The organism is Corynebacterium sp. UMB4614, from assembly GCF_030217065.1.
Taxonomy (GTDB): domain Bacteria; phylum Actinomycetota; class Actinomycetes; order Mycobacteriales; family Mycobacteriaceae; genus Corynebacterium.
Window position 1 is genome coordinate 41,339 of the sequence record NZ_JASONC010000001.1, and the last position, 20,642, is coordinate 61,980.

Here is a 20,642-nt window from a genome sequence, read left to right on the forward strand (position 1 = left end):
CCAATGGTAGGGAAAACGCCCGGTCAGTGCTGTGACGACCGGGCGTTGCTGCGTGCGGTCTGTTGCCGCAGGCTTTAGGTCAACCGTGGGGTGTCCCAGAGGTTGAGCTTGGTGCCGATGCCCTTCTTCAGGGCGTTTTCGTAGACGTCGGTGGCCCAGGCGACGTCCTCGACGGGCATGCCACCGATGGAGTAGCAGAAGATCTCGTCGTCGTTCTGGCGGCCTGGTGCCTTGCCGGAGGCGATGTCGCCGATGTTGACGAGCTTGTCTGCAGGTAGGGTGCCCTCTTCCTTCATGTCCCACCAGCGGTTGCCCGGGATGCCGAGCAGGCGCTCGTAGGTGACGTCCGGCCCGTTTTCGTTGAACCACTCTTCGTAGAGGCCGGTGTAGTCGACGACGAGGCGGCAGTCGTCGGACTGGACGAATTCGTCGTCGAGGCGGGCGGCTGCTGGCATGAGCAGCAGGGCGCCTGGCTTCAGGTATTCCTTCTTCAGGTACGGGAAGCCGGACGGGCCGTCCGGGGAGGTGGAGGTACCGGTGATGACGATGTCGGAGTCCCGGATTGCCTCTTCCTCGGTGTCCACGATGCGGACGTCCTCGAGCTGCGGGTAGTTCTCCTTGATCCAGTCGGCGGCGCGCTGGGTGGAGCCTGCGGAGCGGCCCTTGATCTTGACGTTCTTGATGCTTGGGCGCTGGGTCAGTGCGGCACCCAGGATGGTGCGGGACATGACGCCCGGGCCGACGATGCCGACGGTCTCGGCGTTCTCGAGCGCGAGGTGCTTGACACCCACGCCCGGGACGGAGCCGGTGCGGTAGGCGGAGAGCAGGTTCGCGGACATCACGGACAGCGGTGCGCCGGTGACGGAGTCGTTGAGGATGAACAGGTGGATGGACCGCGGCAGGTCGTTCTGGCGGTTATCGGCGTTGGAGCCGTACCACTTCACACCGGAGTTGCGGAAGCGGCCGCCGAGGTAGGCGGGCATGGCCATGAAGCGGCGGTCCGGGCCGTTGGCGGGCATGCCTTCGTGCTCCGGGTTGTCCGGGAAGTTGATCTGCGCGCCGTGGGAGTTCGCGGACGCGCCTGCCATGCGGTAGTCGCCGTCGGCGAGCAGGATGAGGGTTTCCTCCATCGTCTCGACGCACGCGGCGAGGTCGGTGACGCCAGCGTCGACCATCTCTTCTTCGTTGAGGTAGAGGAAGTCGATGCGGGTCGGGTTGGCGGATGCCTGGTCAGTAGTGTTTGAGTTCTCCGTGCTTGAGCTGGTCAAGGGGTACTCAATCCTTTCCATTTGTTTCGACGGCCACCTGTGCTGCGGCCTCGGACAAGGAATTCCAGAAGCATTCTCTCCAGAATCGTGTTCGGCAGCCTCTCAGCATCTGTTGCGTGCGCGGTGTGCCGCGCTGGTCTGCTGACCCGGGTGCGGGGGCGATTGGCGGGGATTATTCCGCGTCGCGCCGAGGGGCACGGTTTTCCACGATACGGAAAAAGCGCAGCGTGCGGGGCGATTTCTTGCGCAAACTGTGAAAAGCCCGGGTGTTGAGGGTGCTTTTCGTGCGGGGGGTAGTGGCGCCGCAGAAAACCGTGGCAGCGGGCTGGGAACCGGCGGAGACATGCAGTGATGCGCGTCACTCGCGAAACGCAGGCGCAGCCATCTCCGGTTGCTACTATCGCTATATGTGAGTTCCGTCACAGTGTAGTTTTTGGGATCAAATGCGCCCGAAAAATGGAGGGGATTGTTGTGCCTTTGCCAGTACCGCCGACCGTGCTTCGCGGAGTCAATGTGCTGAGCCTCGCGCCCAATTTGCCGGGTCCGATCGCGGCCCGCAGGTTGGCTGAGATGGGCGCGAGCGTGACCAAGATCGAGGGGCCCACCGGGGACCTCATGGCTCAGGCCGCGCCGCAGTATTACGAGTGGCTCTGTACGGGCCAGGACGTGGTGCAGCTGAACCTCAAGGAGGAAGCGGACCGCGGCCAGCTAAAGGAGCTGCTTTCCACCTGCGACGTCCTGATCACTTCCTCCCGGCCCGCCGCGCTCGCGCGGCTGGGGCTCGCCTGGGACGAGCTGCACTCGGCGTATCCGCGGCTTTGTCAGGTCGCGATCGTTGGCCATTCGGGGGACGACGCCGATCTTGCCGGTCATGATCTGACCTACCAGGCCCATGCGGGCACGCTGTTGCCACCGGCGATGCCGACGGTGCCCGTGGCCGATCTGGCGGGTGCAGAGCTTGCGGTGCAGGCGGCGTTGGCGCTGCTGCTGGGCCGGAATGCGGGTGAGGACTCTGCAGGGCCGGGTGCGGGCGGTCAAAGCGTGGAAAGCCAGGGCGCTGAGGAGCAAGGTGACGGCACCGCCGCTGGCGGGGGTGGCTATCACGAGGTCGCGCTCGCGGATGCGGCGGAGGCTTTCGCGATGCCCGCGCAGTTCGGTCTGAGCGCGCCGGGCGGCCTGCTGGGCGGAGCGCTGCCGGGCTACCGGATCTACGAGGCCGCACCCGCTGGCGGTGCACCCACTTACGTGGCCTTCGCCGCCCTGGAGCCGCACTTCATGGCCCGGGCCATGCAGCTGCTGGGTGTGGACGGCACCGAGGAGCAGTTCGCGGCGACTTTCCGAGCCAAGACCGCCGCCGAGTGGGAGGCCTGGGGCATCGAACAGGACGTGCCCATCGCGGAGATCCGCGGGGCTGGCAGGGCGCGGAACTGACGCCCCACCGCGACGTCGCATCGTTTCGCCCCACGGTGACGTCCGGCCCCGACGTCCTGAACAACAACCGCGAGGGGACGGACGTCCTCAAAAAAGAAGCGCTACTGGGCCTGGCGGGCGCGGGTGCGGTTGTCGTAGAGCGCGATGAGCAGGCCGATCCCCATGAGTACCCCGATGGTGACGAAGCCGATGGCGGTGCCGAGCGTCCAGTTGATCGCGCTAGCGCTGGCGAAAACGATCGCGGTGATGAACGCCAGCCCCACCGCGGTGCCGATGCGCTGTGCGGTTTGGAGGACGGCGCCGGAGCTGCCGGCGTAGTTGAGGGGGACGTCTGCGAGCGTGAGCGTTTGGTTCGGGCCGATGACCGCGCCCTGGCCGGTGCCGACGAGGAAGAGGGTGAGCACCATCCACCACTCGGAGATCCCGGCGGTGTGGTGCAGCACGAGCGCGAGGATTGTCAGCGCAATGCCGGTCAGTGCCACGGTGATGCCCTGGATGACGACCGTGCGGCCGCGATCGCCGACCCGCTTGCCCGCCCAGTTGGCGGAGAAAGAGCTACTGATTGCCGCGGGGATGCCCACGGACCCGGCGACGAGTGCGCTGTGGCCGAGGCCGTTTTGGAAGAAGAGGGCCACGAGCACCCAGATGCTGGTGATGCCCATGAAGTACACGCCCGCGAGCATGGTGCCCAGCCGGAAGCTGGGGAAGCGGAAGATCTGCATGTCCACCATCGGCTCGAAGGGCTTGGTGGTTTTCACGTGGCGCTCCCAGGCCAGCCAGGCGAGAAGCAGGAGGGCGGCGACGGGCAGCAGCAGGTAGTTGCGGGCACTTCCGTTGTGTTCCACGAAGGGGTAGAGGAAGGCCAGGACGGTCAGGCCCAGCAGCAGGGAGCCCATCGGGTCGAGGCTGCGGACCGCACGGAGGACGCCGACGTTGCGGCCGGTGACCGGGTCCTTGACGCGGCCCAGCAGGGGGCGGGGGAACCACAGGAGGGCGAGGGCGAAGGCCAGCAGGCCGAAGGGGACGTTGACCAGGAAGGTCCAGCGCCAGCCGTGCTCGGGCCCGCCGAGTCGGATGAGGAAGCCACCCAGGGTGGGGCCGATGGCCACGGCCACGCCCACGACGGTGCCGAACCAGCCGAAGGCCCGGCCGCGTTCCTTGCCGCGGAAGTACTGCTGGATCATGCCCACGCCCTGTGGGTTGAGCAGACCGGCGCCGATGCCTTGGATGAAGCGGGTGACGTTGAGGGCTTCGGCGGTGGGTGCGAAGCCCGCGGCGATGGCGGAGATCGTGTAGATGCCGAGGCCGATGAGGTAGATCCCGCCGCGGCCGAGCAGGTCGCCGGCACGTCCCGCGGCGACGAGGACGACGCCGAAGGTCAGGGTGTAGCCGGCGAGGACCCACTGGATGTCGGATTCGGTCGCACCCAGGCCCTGCTGGATGGAGGGCAGGGCCACGTTGATGATGGACACGCTGATCAGCGACATGAAGATCGTCGTGAGGATCACGCCCAGGACCTTCCAGCGGCGCGGGTCTTCGCCCGGGGGATAGGTGCCCGGGGACTGGACCGTGGCCTTCGTGGCGCCGGGCTGCGGGGCGCCCTGTTGCTGGGGGTCCTGCTGCTTGTCCCGTTTTTGGGTGCCGTGCTGCTTGTTGCTCTGCTGCTGGTCCCCTCGTTGCTCGGCGCCTTGCTGTGTGAGCTCCTGGCGTGTGCTTTCTGCGTGCGTGTCCTTCTCAGCCACCGTGGTGTGCGCTCTCCTTAGAATCACCTAGTCACGTGTGTGTTTCATCGTTCTCAAGGAGCATAACGCTACTTAGGGTGCCCTTATTCCATGGGGTGCTGTGAGGGGCGGGGCTTTAGTCTTCGAGCGCGGCCTTCATGCAGCGCATCGCGGCCAGGGTCTTCGGCACGCCGACGTAGGGCATGAGGTGCACGAAGCATTCGGCGACCTCTTCGGGGCTCATGCCCGCGACGTCCACGGCGGTCTTGATGTGGCCGGTCAGCTGTGGTTCGACGCCACCCATCGCGGCCAGGGCTGCCATGTTCAGCATCTGCCGGTCGCGCAGGGTGATTCCTTCGCGCTGGTAGGTTCCGCCGAAGACGGCTTCGACGACCCAGTCGGACGCGCCGGGCGCGAACTCGTCGAGCTGCTTCTTCCACGCGGCGGCGGATTCTGGGGTCTGGGTCTCGCGGACGAACTCCTCGCCCTTGTCGCGGTTCAGTTCCATGGTTGCGTTCCTTTCTCTTTGGGCCCGTGCTCCGGGGGCCTGTGGCGTTGCCGTGTGGCGGGTCTGGCCTGCGATGTGGTTGGGCACACGCACCGGGAGCGGGGTTGGTTGCCCCGAGGCTAGCCCAAGTTGTGACGGCGGGGCGCGGGGGAGGAGTGGGCTAACCAGTGCACTTCGCTAGATTTTTCTTGCAGGGCAGGACCACCTTGCAGTCGGGTAGAGGAGGATCGAACGCTTCCATTGGCGGCGAAATGTTCGATATTTCCGGATCCTCGTCTGCAGCGGTTGTTAGATTGAGCACATGAATCGGACAACCGCGGTGGCAGATGCGTTGGCGATGATCCGCCTTGCGGACTCGGTGCCTGCTTGGGCGATGCTTCGTGCCCATAACGCCCCAGCTGTTCTTTCTGTCTTAAGTGCTGTCTTCGAAGGAAGTAATCGCCAGATCGCCGGAACCGATCTCACTCTCGCAGTGGAATCGTTGCTGATCGATATTCGGGAACAAACCAATTTGGAACTGCCCAAGTCGGCCGTTGCTTATATCAACGACTGGGTGAAGCTCGGATACCTCACGCGGCGCAGTCCACAGGGCTCGAGGGAGGAGTTTTACGAGCTCACTACGGACGCTCACGTTGCCATCGATTATGTGCAGCAGTTGATCAGTCCTCAGCGGGTGGTGACCAAATCCCGCCTCGGCACCCTATTCAATAATCTTCAGGATCTCGCAGCTGAAACAGACCCCGACGAGGCGAGGGCGATTAGCCGACTGGAGGCCCAGCGGGATCAGATCCAAGCTCGTATCGACAACATCCGCATCAACGGTGTCGGCGTGATTTCCGACGAGGAGGCAGTGGAGAGGGCGCGGGAAATCCTCGCCCTGGCTAGGGATTTGCCCACCGACTTCTCCCGCGTTCGAGAGGAGGTTGAAAATGTCGATCACGAACTTCGAGAATCGCTCGTCGAAGGGCAACTCAACGCTGGTGAGGTGCTGGACAATGTCTTCCGCGGTGTTGATCTGATCGCAGAGTCGGAGGCAGGGCGAGCCTTCAACTCCTTCTATGAGCTTTTCCTTGATCCGGAGCAATCAAAGCAGCTCGATGCCGTGATGGATGCCGTGCAATCTCGGGACTTCATGGAGCAGCTAGGCCCGGAAGAGCGGATTGAGATCGCTCAATTAGTTGACATGCTGGATTCCTCCTCGGGGCAGGTACATACCTCGCTCACGGGCCTATCTCGGTCGCTCAGGCGTTTCGTGCAGTCCCGAGAAGCAGAATCGCAGCAGGCGCTCACGCGGGCAATCAATCAGGCGCAGCAGCAAGCACTCGAGCTCGCAAAACGAGGGATCGCGCCCTACGAGAAGGTCGGCTACGAGCTTGAGCTGACGACGCGGCAACCGACGTCGCTGTCCAGTTGGGAACTACACAATCCTAAGGAATACCGCATCGAGCGCTCGATGGAAGTCAACGAGTCGGGCGAGATCGATTTCGAACAGATGCGTCAGCGCATCCGGGAATCAGAAATTGACTGGCAGGAACTGCGCGTCGCAATCAACGATGTGGTCGGTAGTAAGGGACAAGCATCGATTCGGGAAGTTTTGGAAGAACATCCTGCTACCCAGGGGCTAGCGAGTGTGGTGGGGCTCATCAAACTTGCGCATGATCACGGTGAAAGGTCCGACGGTACGGAAATCCTGCAGTGGGAGAGACCAAGCGGGAAAAGGTACCAAGCACGGTATGAACGTTTCGTATTTCGGAGGAAGGTTGGGCGCGTTTAGATGGAAAATAAACTGTATGAAGGCGATACCGGAACCCTGACAGGTTTGCAGCGTCGTGCCCTGGCGGAACTCATCCGTGGCCCATACGTGTCGAGCGTGAAATCGCCGGAGGTCTTCACTGCGATATCCAACTCACGGGAGATCCTTGCCCAACAGCTGGATAACCTCTTCCTCACCCTCATCCTCGATGAGAACGCGGGGGTTGCCTACACAAAGGCGTGGGAAGCGGATGTCCCTGAAAAGCGTGCGTTGCTGCGTAAACAGTCATTGACTTTCATGGACACGGTGGTGATCCTCCACCTGCGCCGTGAACTGGTGACGACGAGCCCCAACGAGCGAACCATCGTGGATGAGGGCGAGGTTTTTGAGGCGACCCTGCCGTATCAAGGGCACGCCGGCACAGATAAGTCCACGCAGCGTAAGCGTTTTACTGCAGCGTGGAACAAGCTGAAGAACTACTCGATTATCGCCAGCACCCCGACCGAGGGGCGTTTCGAGGTATCTCCGGTGCTGCGCATCATCTTTTCTAGCGAAGAGATCGCTGCTGTCACCGAGTCTTTCCGTGCTCTCCTGGAGGAAGAAGAATGACGACGACTCTGCCTGGCCAATTCCGGCTTTCCCAAATCCAGGTTTATAACTGGGGAACGTTCGACAACCTCCACTGTGTCGAGGTGCCACGGGAAGGCTTCCTCATTACGGGCCCTTCAGGTTCCGGTAAATCGACGCTAATTGATGCGATTTCGACGATTCTTGTTCCACCCGGCAAGATTCGTTTCAACGCTGCAGCGGATAACCAAGCGCACTCGGGTCGTAACTTGGTTACCTACTGCCGCGGCGCCTGGCGCCGCGAGCATTCGATCGAGGCAGACGAACTTACGCAGTCCTATCTCCGAACAGGTGCGACGTGGACGGGCGTCGCTCTACGCTACAGCGACGGGGCGGGGGAGACTGTAACAGCGTGCCGGTTGATGTTTTTGCCCGCAAATGCTTACTCGCGTCAGGAGATCACAGACCTCTATATTTTGCTTCCTCGGGACGCCGATCTGACGGAGTTTGAGGATCTGGCGCAGAAGAACCTGCCGGTTACCGAGGCGAAGAAGACGTACGGTGATGCCCTGCACGTTAGTCGAAATCACCCGAAGTTCAGCTTGGCACTGCGCCGAGCAGTGGGGATCGCGGATGCCGGCGCTTTGGACCTGCTGAACCGAACGCAATCAGCCAAAACACTCGGCGATCTTAACCACTTGATGCGTACTTTCATGCTGCCCGAACCAGAAACCTTCGAGATCGCGGAGCAAGCAGCGGAGAACTTCACAGACCTACGTACGGCGTATGAGTCGGTGGTGAAAACTCGTAAGCAGATCGAGCAACTGGTACCGGTACGCGTGGCGGCAGAGAAGCGCGCAGAGGTCGAAGACAGCCTGACCAGGGTGAAAGAAGACCGGGACGGCGTCGAAACATTCGTCGACGAGTGGCGGCAGCGCTTTGCCGAGCAGGAGCGGGATCAGCGGACCTCCGAGATCAAAGCAGTCAGCGCGACGATCGAAGAAGCCACCGGGGTGCGGGAGGCGCACCGGGCGCAAGCAGACCAGTTGCGCGCGTTGATTCATGGCGCACAGGATTCGGCCTTGGTTTCTGCACAAGCTCGTCGCGACCGTCTGCAAGACCGGCTGGAGCGAGTGACCAAGGAGGAAGAAGCATTCAACTCCCGGCTCAAATCCATTGGGGCTACAAAGCCCGGGAGCGCGGAGGAATTCACCAACCTCGTTCTTCAGTTGCGTGAAGAGCGGGAGCGGTTGAGCGCTGCGTATGAAACGGAAGACGGAAAGCTAGCCCAAGCACATGTGCGAGTTCACGAGCTGGGCGAGAACAAGAAAGAGCGCATCGCGGAGCTTGAAGCGTTGCGTAAATACGAATCGGCCATGGATAACCGGCTGCTCCGGGCGAGAGCCTTGATTGCGGAGCGGTCTGGGGTGCGGGAGTCTGATCTTCCATTCATCGCTGACCTCGTGAGCATGAGGCCTGGTGAAGGCCACTGGCAGGGAACCGCAGAACGGGTGATGGGTGGTTTTGCTCGGCGGATCCTCGTTCCAGATGAACATTATGACCGGGTTTCTTCGGCTATTGATGGGACCTACCTTGGTGCGAAGGTGAGCTACACCCGGTTCACGCGGGATCTGGAAGAACAGCGCCCGTCGCGTTTTATGCCGAACTCGCTGGGGCTGAAAATCAACGTGAAACCCGGGAGGTATCACGACTGGATCCAGACTCAACTTTCTATGAATTTCGATTACCTGTGCTGTGACTCTGTGGAAGAGTTTCGTGCCGCGCGGCGGGCGGTGACTGCGAAGGGGCAGGTGAAGCATAACCGCAACGACCACATTAAGGATGATCGCCGCCGAATCGATGACCGTTCGAACTGGGTGCTGTGGGGCAACCTCGCTGACAAGATTGATGCTCTCCAAGCATCGGTGCGCTCCATTGTGGCGAAACTTGAAGACGCTGAACGTCAACGCAAGACCATCGCGGCTGGCCAGGAGAAACGGCGTGCCCAAATAGCTACGATCGAGCGGCTATTGGAGACGGAGCGTTTTCAGGATATCGACGTGTCATCGGTGGCCCAGGAGCTTGCGGAAGCCCAGCGCGACGTGGATGAACTCACTGATGGGAACGCCGAGCTGGCTCAGCTGAAGGCGAAGTTGAAGAGTGTCGAAGCTGCTCTCGACAAAGTTGAGGAGCAGGTCATGGCGCTGCGTAATCAGCTCAGCGGCTTCAAAATTCGCCTGGAGCAGGCAGAGGAAACGCTTGAGAGGGTTCGGAATCGCCGAGGTGGGAAGACCGTCTCCGAGGACGTTGCGGCTCGTCTGGCAGAACGTTGCAAGGCTATCGATCGCACCATCCGGCCCAATAACATCGATGCGCTCAGCACTCAGCTCGTTCGCGGTATTGAGGATCAACTTGCAGAGCTCAATGCTCGGTTTACCAAACATGGTGGCGACTTGGTGAACGCGATGAACCTCTACTTGGTGCGCTGGCCGGATCGAGCGGGCGACCTCAAGGCGGACATGGAGTGGGAGCAGGACTTTCTCCAGGAACTGGGCAGGCTTGAGGCAGACGATTTGCCACGTTTCGAACAGCGTTTCCGGGACATGCTGCAAGACGAAACCCACAAGCATCTTGGGCGCCTGCGGCGGCTGATCCGTGATGCGGCAGCAAAGACGCGCAGCTCGATCCAGATGATTAATGATTCGCTCGCTGAGGTTGAGTTCTATCCGGGTGCTTACCTGACGATCGAGGTGCGGGAAGCACAGCCTGCGATCGCCCGCGATTTCGTTGAGCTGCTGGATTCTGCGTTGGCTGGGATTATCAATGATGTTGATCAGGAGGAGAGCGAGCAACGATTCCAAAAGCTGCAGGCGGTGATCGACGCAGTGACGGTCTCGGACGGTACATCAACTCGTGATCGCCAGTTGCGCCTGGACACGAGGCAACACGTGAAGTTCCTGGGCGTGGAATATAGCGAGGATGGAGCGCGTGGTGCGGTCTATGACTCATCGGAAGGTCTTTCAGGTGGCCAAGCCCAAAAGCTGTCCTCCTTCTGCTTGGCTGCTGCCTTGCGTTACCGACTGACTGGGATGGGCCTGCCGACCGCGCAAGAAAAGAAATCCATTGTCCGGGTGGGGGAGGATATTTACCCGCGATTCGGCACCATTGTTCTGGATGAGGCTTTTGACCGTGCGGATACGGAGTTCACCCGGGCTGCGATGGAGGCCTTCCGCCGCTTTGGTTTTCACATGATTCTGGCCACGCCCGAGAAGCTGCTGCAGACCGTGCAGGACTATATCGGGGGTGTGCTGATGGTGGAATGCCCAGACCGGAAGCGATCTCGAACGAGTTCTTTGACGATCGAGGAGGTGCAGGATGAAGACTCCTGATCAGGTGCGCCAACGCGCTGCGGTCTTTTATTCGCGTAACCATCGCAGCTGGTTGGCCGGGGAATTCAAGACGCTGACCATCAACCTGGATCCGCCGACTGGAAGGGCGGCAGAGCGTGATGACGGCGCTGCCGTGCGAGCATGGGTGGCACAGTGGAACCGCAGTTCAATTACCGCTGAGTGGGAGGATAAAAAGCTCAGCTACTTGGGGACGTATTCGCTGCCCCGGCGTGTTGTTCTCTCCGATGCGGATACTGCGGCTCGCGTGGCGGGCAAGCTTGATCATTGGCAACGTCTTCAGGCGGTCTTGGGCCGTTTCTGCATGGAGTTGGGGGAAAGCGTTCGCCCAGAACTCATCAGGCACCTTTCATCATGGGAAGACTGGGGCGACGTGACCGTGGAACAGTTCATCGCTGTTGTCCGGTGGGTCCACGAACATGAGGTCAGCGACTTTTATATTCGCGAACTGCCAATCTTTGGCGTCGATAGCAAGTGGTTCGAGGCGCATAGGGCGGTCGTTGAAGCGGTAGTCGGCCCATTGAATTTTAAGTCTAAACCCCAGTTGGTAGAGGTCCGCAGCCTTGACCCGGCGCTGGATATTAGCGGGATGCGATATCTAGCGTGCCCGGTGGCTGAGCTGGGTGAAACGCCTGGGGAGCGGGTTCTTATCGTCGAAAATCACCAGAGTTTCCTTGCCTTGCCCGACTTGCCTGCGACAGTGGCGATCTTCGGTGGTGGATTGAACGCTGCCAGGATCGTCCAGCAGGTCCCATCGTTAGGGGAGATAGACGTTCTTTATTGGGGCGATCTGGATTCGTATGGGTTCTACATCCTGGAACTCGTGAGGCGATACGTGCCTCACGCGCGTTCTGTTCTCATGGACCTGGATACGGTTCGGGATCATGTTGATCTTGCGGTGGAGGAACCGCAACCTAGCCGGTTTGATCCTGAGCTGTTGAGTTACGGGGAGCGCTTGGCTTTGGATTATCTCCGGGGGCGGTCTGCAGGCGGATGCTTGCGCATTGAGCAGGAAAGAATCTTGTTCGACTATGCGCAGCAGCAGCTACGTCACGCAGTGAGCCCCAATGGTGCGGGTGCATAGCAGCGGTCGCAGGTCCGGCCCTGGTGAATCAGTGGGCTAAAATTCCGGGCATGAGGAAAACCACCAAGCCCGCTGTTCCTGGCGCTCACCAGGAGCTTCACGATTCCGACGAGGCAGCGAAGATGAACTCGCTGCGCGCCGGTGTGCTGGGCGCCAACGACGGCATCGTCTCCGTGGCGGCACTGCTCATCGGTGTCATCGCCACCGGGGCGGGGGATAAGGCCATCCTGATGGCGGGTCTGGCCGCCACCATCGCGGGAGCAGTCTCCATGGGCTTGGGCGAGTACGTGTCGGTGTCCGCCCAGCGTGACACCGAGCAGACCCTGATCGCCAAGGAGAAGAAGGAGCTGCGGGAGGCCCCGGAGGAGGAGCTGGAGGAGCTCGCGGGAATTCTCTCCGGTTACGGGATCAGCAAGGGCACGGCCGTGGAGGCGGCCCGCGAGATTCACGCGGAGGACGCCCTGCGCGCCCACCTGCAGCTGGAGCTGGGTATTGATGCCAACGAGCTGACGAGCGCGTGGGCGGCGGCGTTCTTCTCTGCGCTGTCCTTCCTGGCCGGTGCTGCGCTGCCGATGATCTCGGTCTTTGTGGCTCCAACCGGTACCCAGGCCTGGGTGGTCACTGCGGTGACGATGTTCTCCCTTGCCCTGACTGGCCTGATTTCGGCGAAGATCGCCGGCACCAGCGTGCCCCGCTCGGTGGTCCGCCTGGTCGTCGGTGGTGGCCTGGGCCTGGCGCTCACCTACGGCGCGGGTGCGCTGTTCGGCGGCGTTGCCTAAACCCAGCGGGGCCTTGGCGTAGACCCCGTGCCGTTCACTGAGTGATTCCGGTCACGGGGCATAATGGCTCCATGGCGAAGTTTTCCGAGGTCCTCACCCAGCTGCGCGATAATCAGCCGCAGGCGACGTATGGCATCGCTTTCGAGAAGCTGATGGTCAATTATTTCCGCACTGACCCTACGCTGAAGGCCCAGTTTGATGAGGTCTACCGCTGGACTGATTGGCGCTACAACGGCGGCAAAGCGGATACCGGTATCGACCTGGTCGCCCGTCGCGTGGACGACGGTTCGTGGACCGCGATCCAGTGCAAGTTCTACTTGCCGACGACCAGCATTAGTAAGTCGAACCTCGATTCCTTCTTCGAAGCATCGGGCCGGACCTTTGAGACCGAAGAGGGCGTGGAGCACTTCGGCAGCCGCCTGATTATTTCCACCACCGACCGCTGGTCCTCCAATGCGGAGGAGATGCTCGCCAACCAGGTCATCCCCACCAGCCGCATTGGCGTGTCGGCGATTTCCGAGTCTCCAATCAACTGGGACGTGGTTTTCCCCGGCGCTGCGATGGGTGATAGCGCCATGCAGATCAACCTTTCCCGTCGCGAGACGTTCGAGCCCCGCCCGCATCAGCAGGAGGCCATCGACCGTGCGATCGCGGGCTTCAGTACTCACGATCGTGGCAAGTTGATCATGGCCTGCGGCACGGGCAAGACCTTTACCGCGCTGCGCTTGGCGGAGCAGGTTGCAGAGGACAACGGTGGTAAGGCTCGGGTTCTGTTCCTGGTGCCATCCATTTCCCTGCTCTCTCAGACGTTGAAGGAGTGGACCGCCCAGGGCCGGATGGACATGCGCACCTTCGCGGTGTGCTCGGATGCCAAGGTTTCCCGCAGCGCGGAGGACATCGCCACCTATGACCTCGAGGTCCCGGTGTCCACGGAAGGCTCGCAGATCGCGGAGCGTTTCGCCTCCGGGAAGCGGGCTAAGGGCCTGCACGTAGTCTTCTCTACCTACCAGTCGCTGCCTGCGGTGCATGACGCGCAGCAGGAGGGGCTGGATGATTTCGACCTCGTGATCTGCGATGAGGCTCACCGCACCACGGGCGTGACCCTGGCTGGAGAGGACGCCTCCAACTTCGTGCGCATCCACGATGCGGACTACATCCGTTCCGCGAAGCGGTTGTACATGACGGCGACGCCGCGTCTGTTCGACGACCAGGTCAAGGGCAAGGCTGCGGAGCATTCCGCGGAGCTTGCCTCCATGGATGATGAGGCCGTGTACGGCCCAGAGTTTTATCGCTTGGGCTTCGGTGAAGCAGTGGATAAGGGCCTGCTCACTGATTACCGCGTCCTTGTGATGACGGTGGATGAGTCTGTTGCTGCTGAGGCCATGGCCCGCGGCGAGGACGGCCAGCTCAACCTGAGTTTGGCCTCGGCGATGATTGGTGCCTGGAATGGTCTGGCCAAGCGTTCCGGCGACCTGCAGGGCCAGAAGGGCGGCTTCGATACGAACGCTGCACCGATGCAGCGCGCGGTGGCTTTCGCCCGGGATATTAAGACCTCGAAGCAGATCTCGGAGTCTTTCCCTTCCTTGATTTCTGCTTATCAGCAGCAGCTCCGGGAGGCCGCGGTGATGGGGGACGTCTCCCTGCACAACGTGGATCTGCGTGTGGCATCCCAGCACGTGGATGGGGCGATGAACGCGATGGAGCGTGGGGCGAAGCTCTCTTGGCTGGAGTCCACGCCCGACGAGGACCAGACCCGCGTACTCACCAATGCGCGCTGCCTGTCTGAGGGGGTGGACGTTCCAGCGTTGGACTCGGTGATCTTCTTCAACCCGCGCAACTCCATGGTGGACGTGGTGCAGTCTGTCGGCCGGGTGATGCGTAAGTCCGAGGGCAAGGACTATGGCTACATCATCCTTCCGGTGGCGGTGGCCCCGAATGTGTCGCCGGCGCAGGTGTTGAACGATAACCAGCGCTTCAAGGTTGTGTGGCAGATCCTCAACGCTCTTCGAGCCCACGATGATCGCTTCAACGCGAAGGTGAACTCCATCGCGTTGAACGAGGGCCAGGCAGATGAACTGCCGATCGCTGTTGACCATGTGCCAAACCCCAAGGAGCAGCTGGATCAGGCGGAGGCCCGCTCCCAGGCTGATTCGCCGGAGCCGGACCAGGACATGGCGCAGCAGATCGCCCTGTTCTCCCTGGAGCGGTGGCAGGAGGCGATGTACACCAAGCTGGTGGATAAGGTCGGCACCCGCACCTATTGGGAGGACTGGGCCGACGATGTGGCGACCATCGCCGAGAACCAGATCACCCGCATCCGGGCTCTGCTGGACGGAGCGGACGGCAAGCTTCGCAGGGAGTTCGAGAAGTTCGTCGAGGGACTGCGCAATAACCTCAACGAGGGCATTACTGAGGGCGACGCCATCTCGATGCTCTCCCAGCACCTCATCACCGCGCCGGTGTTCAACGCCCTCTTCGAGAACCACGACTTCATCACCCACAACCCGGTTGCCCAGGTGATGGAGAAGATGGTCGCGGCACTATCCCGTGAGAATCTCGATACGGAGACAGAGTCCCTGGAGAAGTTCTACGATTCCGTGCGAGTGCGTGCCTCGGAGGTTTCCAGCGCTTCCGGTAAGCAGCAGGTGATTAAGGAGCTTTACGAGCGCTTCTTCCAGAAGGCCTTTAAGAAGCAGGCGGAGTCCCTGGGCATCGTCTACACCCCGGTTGAGATCGTGGACTTCATCCTGCGAGCCGCGGACGAAGTTTCGCAGAATCACTTCGGCAAGGGGCTTTCCGACGAAGGCGTGTGCATCCTCGACCCATTCGCTGGAACTTCCACGTTCACCGTCCGTCTCCTGCAATCTGGCCTTATCAAACCGGAAGACCTTGCGCGAAAGTACGCCAGTGAGCTCTTCGCTACGGAGATCATGTTGCTGGCGTACTACGTCTCTGCTGTGAACATTGAGACGACCTATAACGCCCTGCGCGAGGAGGCCGCCCAGCGTAACGGCGAGCCGGTCCCGAAATACGTCCCGTTCGGCAATATCGCTCTCGCGGATACCTTCCAGATCCACGAGGAAGGAGACATCCTGGATCTGACGGTATTCAAGAACAACAACGAGCGCATCGTGCGGCAGAAGGAGGCCCCGATCAATGTGATTGTGGGCAACCCGCCATACTCGGTGGGTCAGACGAGCGCGAACGATAACAACGCGAATGTGAAGTACCCGACGCTGGATGCTCGGATTGCGGAGACGTACGCGGCGAAGTCGACGGCGACGAATAAGAACTCGCTCTATGATTCCTACCTGCGTGCATTCCGCTGGGCGACCGACCGCATCGGTAACCAGGGCGTGGTCGCCTTCGTATCTAATGGCGGCTGGATCGACGGCAACACCGGGGATGGTGTGCGCCTCTCCATGGCTGAGGACTTCACGGACCTATATGTGTTCAACCTTCGAGGGAACCAGCGCACGGCTGGAGAACAATCACGCAGGGAGGGTGGAAAGGTCTTCGGCTCTGGCTCGCGGAACACGGTAGCCATCACCATCGGTATTAAGGATTCCAACGAGTCCGGATTCCAGCTGCACTACCGCGACATCGGTGACTACCTCTCCGCCGAGGAAAAGCTGAAGATCGTCGACACGTCGACCGTCGATACTGTCGACTGGCAGACCATTACCCCGAACTTCCACGGTGACTGGGTGAACCAGCGCAGCGACGAGTTCGCGATGTGGCCGGTCATCGGCGAGAAGAAGGGTAATGCGACGAAGTTCTTTGAAGAGCATTCGCGTGGCCTTTCAACTGCGCGTGATGCGTGGTCGTATTCTTTTGCGACCGCCCAACTCATAGAAAACATCGAGACGCACGTTGCGAACTACCGCCAGGCGCAAGACCTGTTGCAAAACGAAGGGTTTGAAGAAAGCAAGCGGGGGGTCGACGCGTTGTTTGCGCAGCACCCTGAGCTAGTCGATAGCACGCAGGGATCATGGAATGCCAACCTGAAACAGGAGCTAGCCCGCGGAACCGAAATCTCGTTTGAACCGGACCGTGTGTACACGTCGTTGTACCGCCCGTTCTACAAACAGCGTAATTACTTCGCGAAGGAATTGATCGATAGGCAGTACCAGTTGCCATCGATGTTCCCGACGCAGCACCACCACAACATCGGTTATTACGTGCTGAACCCCGGCGCAGAGAAACCATTTTCCGTGTTTGCAACGAAGCTGCTTCCAGACTTGGCTCTCTACGGTTCGAACGCTGGCCAGTTCTTCTCCCGCTTCACGTGGGAGCCGGTTGAGGCTTCGGATGGTGGGTTGTTCGGCGCTGGGGCGTCGATAAGCGAAGGAGAGTCCTCGAGCTATGGCCAGATCGGTGAGGTCGTCGATGGCTATGTGCGTAAGGACAATATCACCGACGAGATCAAGGAAATCTACCGTGATGCGCTAGGTGCGGACATCACGGGCGATGACATCTTCCACTTCGTCTACGGAAAGCTGCATGATCCGGAGTACCGGACCAAGTATGCAGCCGACCTGAAGAAGATGCTGCCTCACATCGAGACCCCAAGTTCTCGTACTGAGTTCGATAAGTTCGCTGCAGCCGGGCAGGAGCTCATGGCCCTGCACGTCAATTATGAGAACGTTGACCCATGGCCACTGGACATCCAGGTCAAGGGGGATGAATCTGACCGCGAAACCTGGAGGGTAACCAAGATGCGTTGGGCAAAGCGTAAGGATCCGGAGACCGGCAAGAACGTCAACGATGTCACGAAGCTGATCTACAACAAGCAGATCACCATCGCCGGTATCCCAGCAGAGGCGAATGAATACATGCTGGGCTCCCGCTCCGCGATCGCGTGGTTGATCGACCGTTACCAGGTGAAGAAGGATAAGGCCTCCGGCATTGTCAATGACCCGAATGACTGGGCGGACGAGGTCGGCAACCCGCGCTACATCGTGGATCTCATCGGGCGTGTGACACGCGTGGCGATGGAGACCGTCCGCATCGTCAATTCTTTGGACGATAAGTAGCAGAGAGGAACGCAGGTGAACGCGAGGACCTGGGACGAGTTTCTGATCCCGTGCTTGTCAGTGCTCGAGGATGGGAAGATCCGAAAGCGGAGGAACATTGTCGCTACCGCTGCTGACAACATGGGAATCAGTGACGAGGAGCGGTCAGAAACCATTTCGTCGGGTGAAGCTCGGTACTTGAATCGCGGAAATTGGGCGGTTACCTATCTTTCCAAAGCAGAAGCGATTTCTTCTCCTGCAAGGGCGCTCTGGCAAATCACGGACAAGGGGCGACGCTTGTTGGCGAAATATCCAAATGGAATTACTGAATCCGAGCTGCGTTCTGAAAGTGGGGAGTCCTACCAACAATTCCGGAACCCCTCTCACAGCAAGGCAGATTCCACGCCAGCAGATGCTTCACTTGAACAGCCAGAATCCGAGCTAACACCACTCGAGCAGGTCGACGATGGTCAGCGCCGCAACGAGGAAATGGTCGCCGAGGAACTGCTGAAGCGGATGCATGAGAGGGAACCAGCCTTTTTCGAACAGGCGGTGCTGGATCTGCTCATGGCCATGGGGTACGGAGGCTCCTTCGGCAACGCAACGCGCACGCAGCTGTCCAACGACGGCGGCATCGATGGTGTGATCGACCAGGATGCGCTGGGTCTGTCTCGCATTTATGTGCAGGCGAAGCGCTACGAGATGTCTAAGTCTATTGGACGCCCGGATGTCCAGGCCTTTGTCGGAGCACTGCATGGTGCGCAGGCCTCCCAGGGAGTTTTCCTCACCACGGCCTCGTTTAGTTCCGGTGCGATTAACTACGCGGGGTCGGTTCAGTCCCGCGTGGTTCTCATCGATGGCGCACTGCTTGCCAAACTGATGATCAAGTACGGCGTTGGCGTCCAGACGAAGCGGACGGTCCAGATCGTCGAGATCGACGAGGACTACTTCGAGTAGCTGGCAACCGCAGTTAGATCCCAGGAGCAGGGGGCACAGCCCCTTCTCCCATGGGGGCAGGGGCTAGAGTTCTTCTTCCTCGAAGTTGGAGGCAACCTCAGCATTGATGCCTTCAGACACATCGCGGGGAACGCTGTTTCGAGCAGCTCGCAGAGTGCTTCCTGGCGAGCTTCTAGGCGCTCGACGGGCCCTTTGCCTTCATTCAACCCTGGGCCTTGTTACCCATTTGCAGCACCATAGCGCCTTTGCTGGTCATATGAGGTAGGCAACCCGCGCTACATCGTGGACCTCATCGGTCGCGTGACGCGCGTTGCTATGGAAACGAACCGAATCGCGCGCGGGTCGGAGGGGCAGGGCGTTCGCCAGGTGTGCACACTAGTCCCACGTCACGGCTTCTGCGATAAGAAGATCCGCGAGCTTGGTGTTGTGAAAACGGCTGTACATTGTGGAACCACGCCGCATGAGGCGAGTGTTGAGCGTGTACGCCGCTTTGAGCATTTCGTCCAGATACGGAAACTCAAGATCTCCATTAATGATCGCTCGCAGTTCGCCGAGATTGAAATCAAAGCTTAAGACACGCTCCCCGCGATACGGGACGTCGTCGTAAACAGTCCAGAGCCCATCTGGGCTTTCAAAGCGGTCTGAACCTTCGATAAACGCGGTGTTGATCCGCACGGTCGCAAAAGCATGTGGATCATCCTCATAGTCCTCAGTTTTACTGGCGACAATGAATAGTGTCTCTAGATTCCCGCAGGACAAAGTGAGCAAGCGATGTTCAGTTTTCGTGTGGTTTGTCGATGGCATGCATGAAACAGTCCAAAGCTGCTCGACCGTTGAGGCCGGGTCTTGAATGGTGTTGGCGATGTACCAGCCGACCAGCGACCTAAGTTCCAAGAAAAGAGGATGGCGTAACAGGGTTGCGACCTTTGGATCGATTTTCTCCACGTACGACTGTGTCGCCCCTATGGCGCGCTCACGTTCCCAGGGAAGAGCTACAGTGGATCCCGTCGAAGTGACGATTTCTACCGTGTCGTTGCCGCGTGGCTTGTTGGTCAGCATGATGTTGCGCACCGAGTGCGTCGCCTCGGTTTCGGTAATGAGAAACTGCTCCGCTTCGTCGAGCAAGTCCGCTGGCATCGGGAAGAAGTCGATGGCGACGATGTCCGGCCAAGTTCGCCGGTGGCTGGCGAAGCGACTCACCACGTTTCTGGATTGTCCCGGATACGCTTCCCCGTTCTCAAAGTGCAGCCGATAGACCCCACACGTGGATTCGCCTCTCTTGAACGCTGGTCTCAGCGAATCCAAGTCACGCACATCGATGGTTTTTCCCTCAGGCAGCTGCATACAGGAATCTTATCCGGAGAAACTGCTTCTGCTCGTGGCGTGCGTGGATGGGGCACGGTGCGCTGGGGCAGGGGCGCACTTTTGGGCAGTGCAGTGCCACAAAACGCGCGAAAAGTGACACGCCACGGCCCAAAACCGACCCCATCAGCCAGCCCTGGCCAGCCCAGCCAACCCGGCTCGACCATCCAGTCTTGGCCCAGCCAGCCCAGCCGAAACTCAGCCCCTAGAATGTCCCGTCCAGCTCCTCGAACAGCTCGAGCTCCTCGTCGCCTTCCGTGCGTCGGCGCTGGATAACAGGCAGGAACCATGTCACCACGGCCGCAACGATGGCCACCGCGGCTGCGCTCCACACCAAGAACTTGTCAGGGGTCAGCCACCACGCCAACAGTGCCACCACCGCGAGCGCGAACCACGCCACCGGCACCAGCGGGCTGGGCTGCTCCACCCACGGTTGCTGGGGGAAGCGGCTGCGCGCCTCAGCGCGAATCCGCCTCGGCGCCTTCCGTGAGAGCGCCCATACGCAGCCCACCACAAACACCAGTCCAGCCCCCGCGATGATCAGATCCCCCCGCACGCCACCGAACATAAAAATGCCCACAGCAAGCGCTAGGGAAGTGCGTTCTCCCAGCGTAGGTGGGAAATTCTGGGCGGGATCCACATCCGGGTAGATGCTTCTGAAGACATCTGTTTGGGGGTAGCTGTGCACGCTTTTTCTCTCTTCCAATGCAGTTATTGACAAATACACAATTTAAGGGAAGGATTCCCTAACTAAGGCAAGCCTAGCCTACAGAATTCACCGGATAAAACA

The 20,642-nt window shown here is 60.4% G+C and carries 13 protein-coding genes and 1 pseudogene; 9 read left to right on the top strand and 5 right to left on the bottom strand.

Translation table 11 applies throughout. The annotated features are described in order from the left end of the window. Positions 1–74: 74 nt before the first annotated feature. Positions 75–1,289 carry a tyramine oxidase subunit B gene (locus QP413_RS00175; RefSeq protein WP_284779988.1) on the bottom strand — a complete coding sequence of 405 codons (1,215 nt, stop codon included), beginning with the start codon at positions 1,287–1,289 and terminating at the stop codon, positions 75–77. A gap of 450 nt (positions 1,290–1,739) precedes the next feature. Here QP413_RS00175 and QP413_RS00180 point away from each other — a divergent pair, with 450 nt between their 5' ends. Beyond that, entirely contained in the window at positions 1,740–2,699 is a 960-nt protein-coding gene (locus tag QP413_RS00180; RefSeq protein ID WP_284779989.1) for a CoA transferase, read from the top strand. A gap of 101 nt (positions 2,700–2,800) precedes the next feature. Here QP413_RS00180 and QP413_RS00185 read toward each other — a convergent pair whose 3' ends face one another. Both QP413_RS00185 and QP413_RS00190 read right to left on the bottom strand, forming a co-directional pair. Continuing rightward, entirely contained in the window at positions 2,801–4,468 is a 1,668-nt protein-coding gene (locus QP413_RS00185; RefSeq protein ID WP_284779991.1) for an MFS transporter, read from the bottom strand. A gap of 88 nt (positions 4,469–4,556) precedes the next feature. Next, complete coding sequence (locus QP413_RS00190; protein ID WP_070757735.1) at positions 4,557–4,928, bottom strand: carboxymuconolactone decarboxylase family protein; 372 nt, start codon at positions 4,926–4,928, stop codon at positions 4,557–4,559. 301 nt (positions 4,929–5,229) lie between these two features. On the opposite strand from QP413_RS00190, the gene QP413_RS00195 reads away from it, so the two are divergent. From QP413_RS00195 to QP413_RS00225, 8 genes and pseudogenes are all read left to right on the top strand, one after another. Then, positions 5,230–6,702 (top strand): DUF3375 domain-containing protein, encoded by a 1,473-nt coding sequence (locus QP413_RS00195; RefSeq protein ID WP_284779992.1) that lies wholly within the window; start codon positions 5,230–5,232, stop codon positions 6,700–6,702. Beyond that, the gene (locus QP413_RS00200) at positions 6,703–7,290 is read left to right on the top strand and encodes a DUF4194 domain-containing protein (protein WP_070761235.1); all 588 of its coding nucleotides are present in this window, start codon (positions 6,703–6,705) and stop codon (positions 7,288–7,290) included. It abuts the gene before it with no gap. Then, a complete protein-coding gene (locus tag QP413_RS00205) occupies positions 7,287–10,637 on the top strand; it encodes an ATP-binding protein (RefSeq protein ID WP_284779994.1) in 3,351 nt (1,116 codons plus the stop codon). The genes QP413_RS00200 and QP413_RS00205 overlap by 4 nt, the downstream gene beginning before the upstream one ends. Beyond that, on the top strand, positions 10,624–11,739 hold the full coding sequence (locus QP413_RS00210) for a DUF3322 domain-containing protein (protein ID WP_284779995.1): 1,116 nt from the start codon (positions 10,624–10,626) through the stop codon (positions 11,737–11,739). The genes QP413_RS00205 and QP413_RS00210 overlap by 14 nt, the downstream gene beginning before the upstream one ends. Positions 11,740–11,861: 122 nt before the next feature. Next, the gene (locus tag QP413_RS00215) at positions 11,862–12,518 is read left to right on the top strand and encodes a VIT family protein (protein WP_284780149.1); all 657 of its coding nucleotides are present in this window, start codon (positions 11,862–11,864) and stop codon (positions 12,516–12,518) included. Positions 12,519–12,589: 71 nt separating this feature from the next. Then, positions 12,590–17,554: a DEAD/DEAH box helicase gene (locus tag QP413_RS00220; protein WP_284779996.1), complete on the top strand. Its 4,965-nt coding sequence runs from the start codon at positions 12,590–12,592 to the stop codon at positions 17,552–17,554. A gap of 15 nt (positions 17,555–17,569) precedes the next feature. Beyond that, positions 17,570–17,827: pseudogene (locus QP413_RS10260) on the top strand (winged helix-turn-helix domain-containing protein); the annotation flags it as partial. Between the two features lie 6 nt (positions 17,828–17,833). Beyond that, positions 17,834–18,490 (top strand): restriction endonuclease, encoded by a 657-nt coding sequence (locus QP413_RS00225; protein ID WP_336620841.1) that lies wholly within the window; start codon positions 17,834–17,836, stop codon positions 18,488–18,490. 375 nt (positions 18,491–18,865) lie between these two features. On the opposite strand, the gene QP413_RS00230 is transcribed toward QP413_RS00225, so the two are convergent. Both QP413_RS00230 and QP413_RS00235 read right to left on the bottom strand, forming a co-directional pair. Then, complete coding sequence (locus QP413_RS00230) at positions 18,866–19,834, bottom strand: GIY-YIG nuclease family protein (protein ID WP_284779999.1); 969 nt, start codon at positions 19,832–19,834, stop codon at positions 18,866–18,868. A gap of 223 nt (positions 19,835–20,057) precedes the next feature. Continuing rightward, entirely contained in the window at positions 20,058–20,432 is a 375-nt protein-coding gene (locus QP413_RS00235; RefSeq protein WP_284780000.1) for a hypothetical protein, read from the bottom strand. Between the last annotated feature and the right edge of the window lie 210 nt (positions 20,433–20,642).

Bases quoted from the DNA above. Each gene is read 5' to 3' on its own strand.
- QP413_RS00175 (WP_284779988.1), bottom strand. From the start codon at position 1,289: ATGGAAAGGATTGAGTACCCCTTGACCAGCTCAAGCACGGAGAACTCA.
- QP413_RS00190 (WP_070757735.1), bottom strand. From the start codon at position 4,928: ATGGAACTGAACCGCGACAAGGGCGAGGAGTTCGTCCGCGAGACCCAG.
- QP413_RS00195 (WP_284779992.1), top strand. From the start codon at position 5,230: ATGAATCGGACAACCGCGGTGGCAGATGCGTTGGCGATGATCCGCCTT.
- QP413_RS00200 (WP_070761235.1), top strand. From the start codon at position 6,703: ATGGAAAATAAACTGTATGAAGGCGATACCGGAACCCTGACAGGTTTG.
- QP413_RS00205 (WP_284779994.1), top strand. From the start codon at position 7,287: ATGACGACGACTCTGCCTGGCCAATTCCGGCTTTCCCAAATCCAGGTT.
- QP413_RS00210 (WP_284779995.1), top strand. From the start codon at position 10,624: ATGAAGACTCCTGATCAGGTGCGCCAACGCGCTGCGGTCTTTTATTCG.
- QP413_RS00215 (WP_284780149.1), top strand. From the start codon at position 11,862: ATGAACTCGCTGCGCGCCGGTGTGCTGGGCGCCAACGACGGCATCGTC.
- QP413_RS00220 (WP_284779996.1), top strand. From the start codon at position 12,590: ATGGCGAAGTTTTCCGAGGTCCTCACCCAGCTGCGCGATAATCAGCCG.
- QP413_RS00230 (WP_284779999.1), bottom strand. From the start codon at position 19,834: ATGCAGCTGCCTGAGGGAAAAACCATCGATGTGCGTGACTTGGATTCG.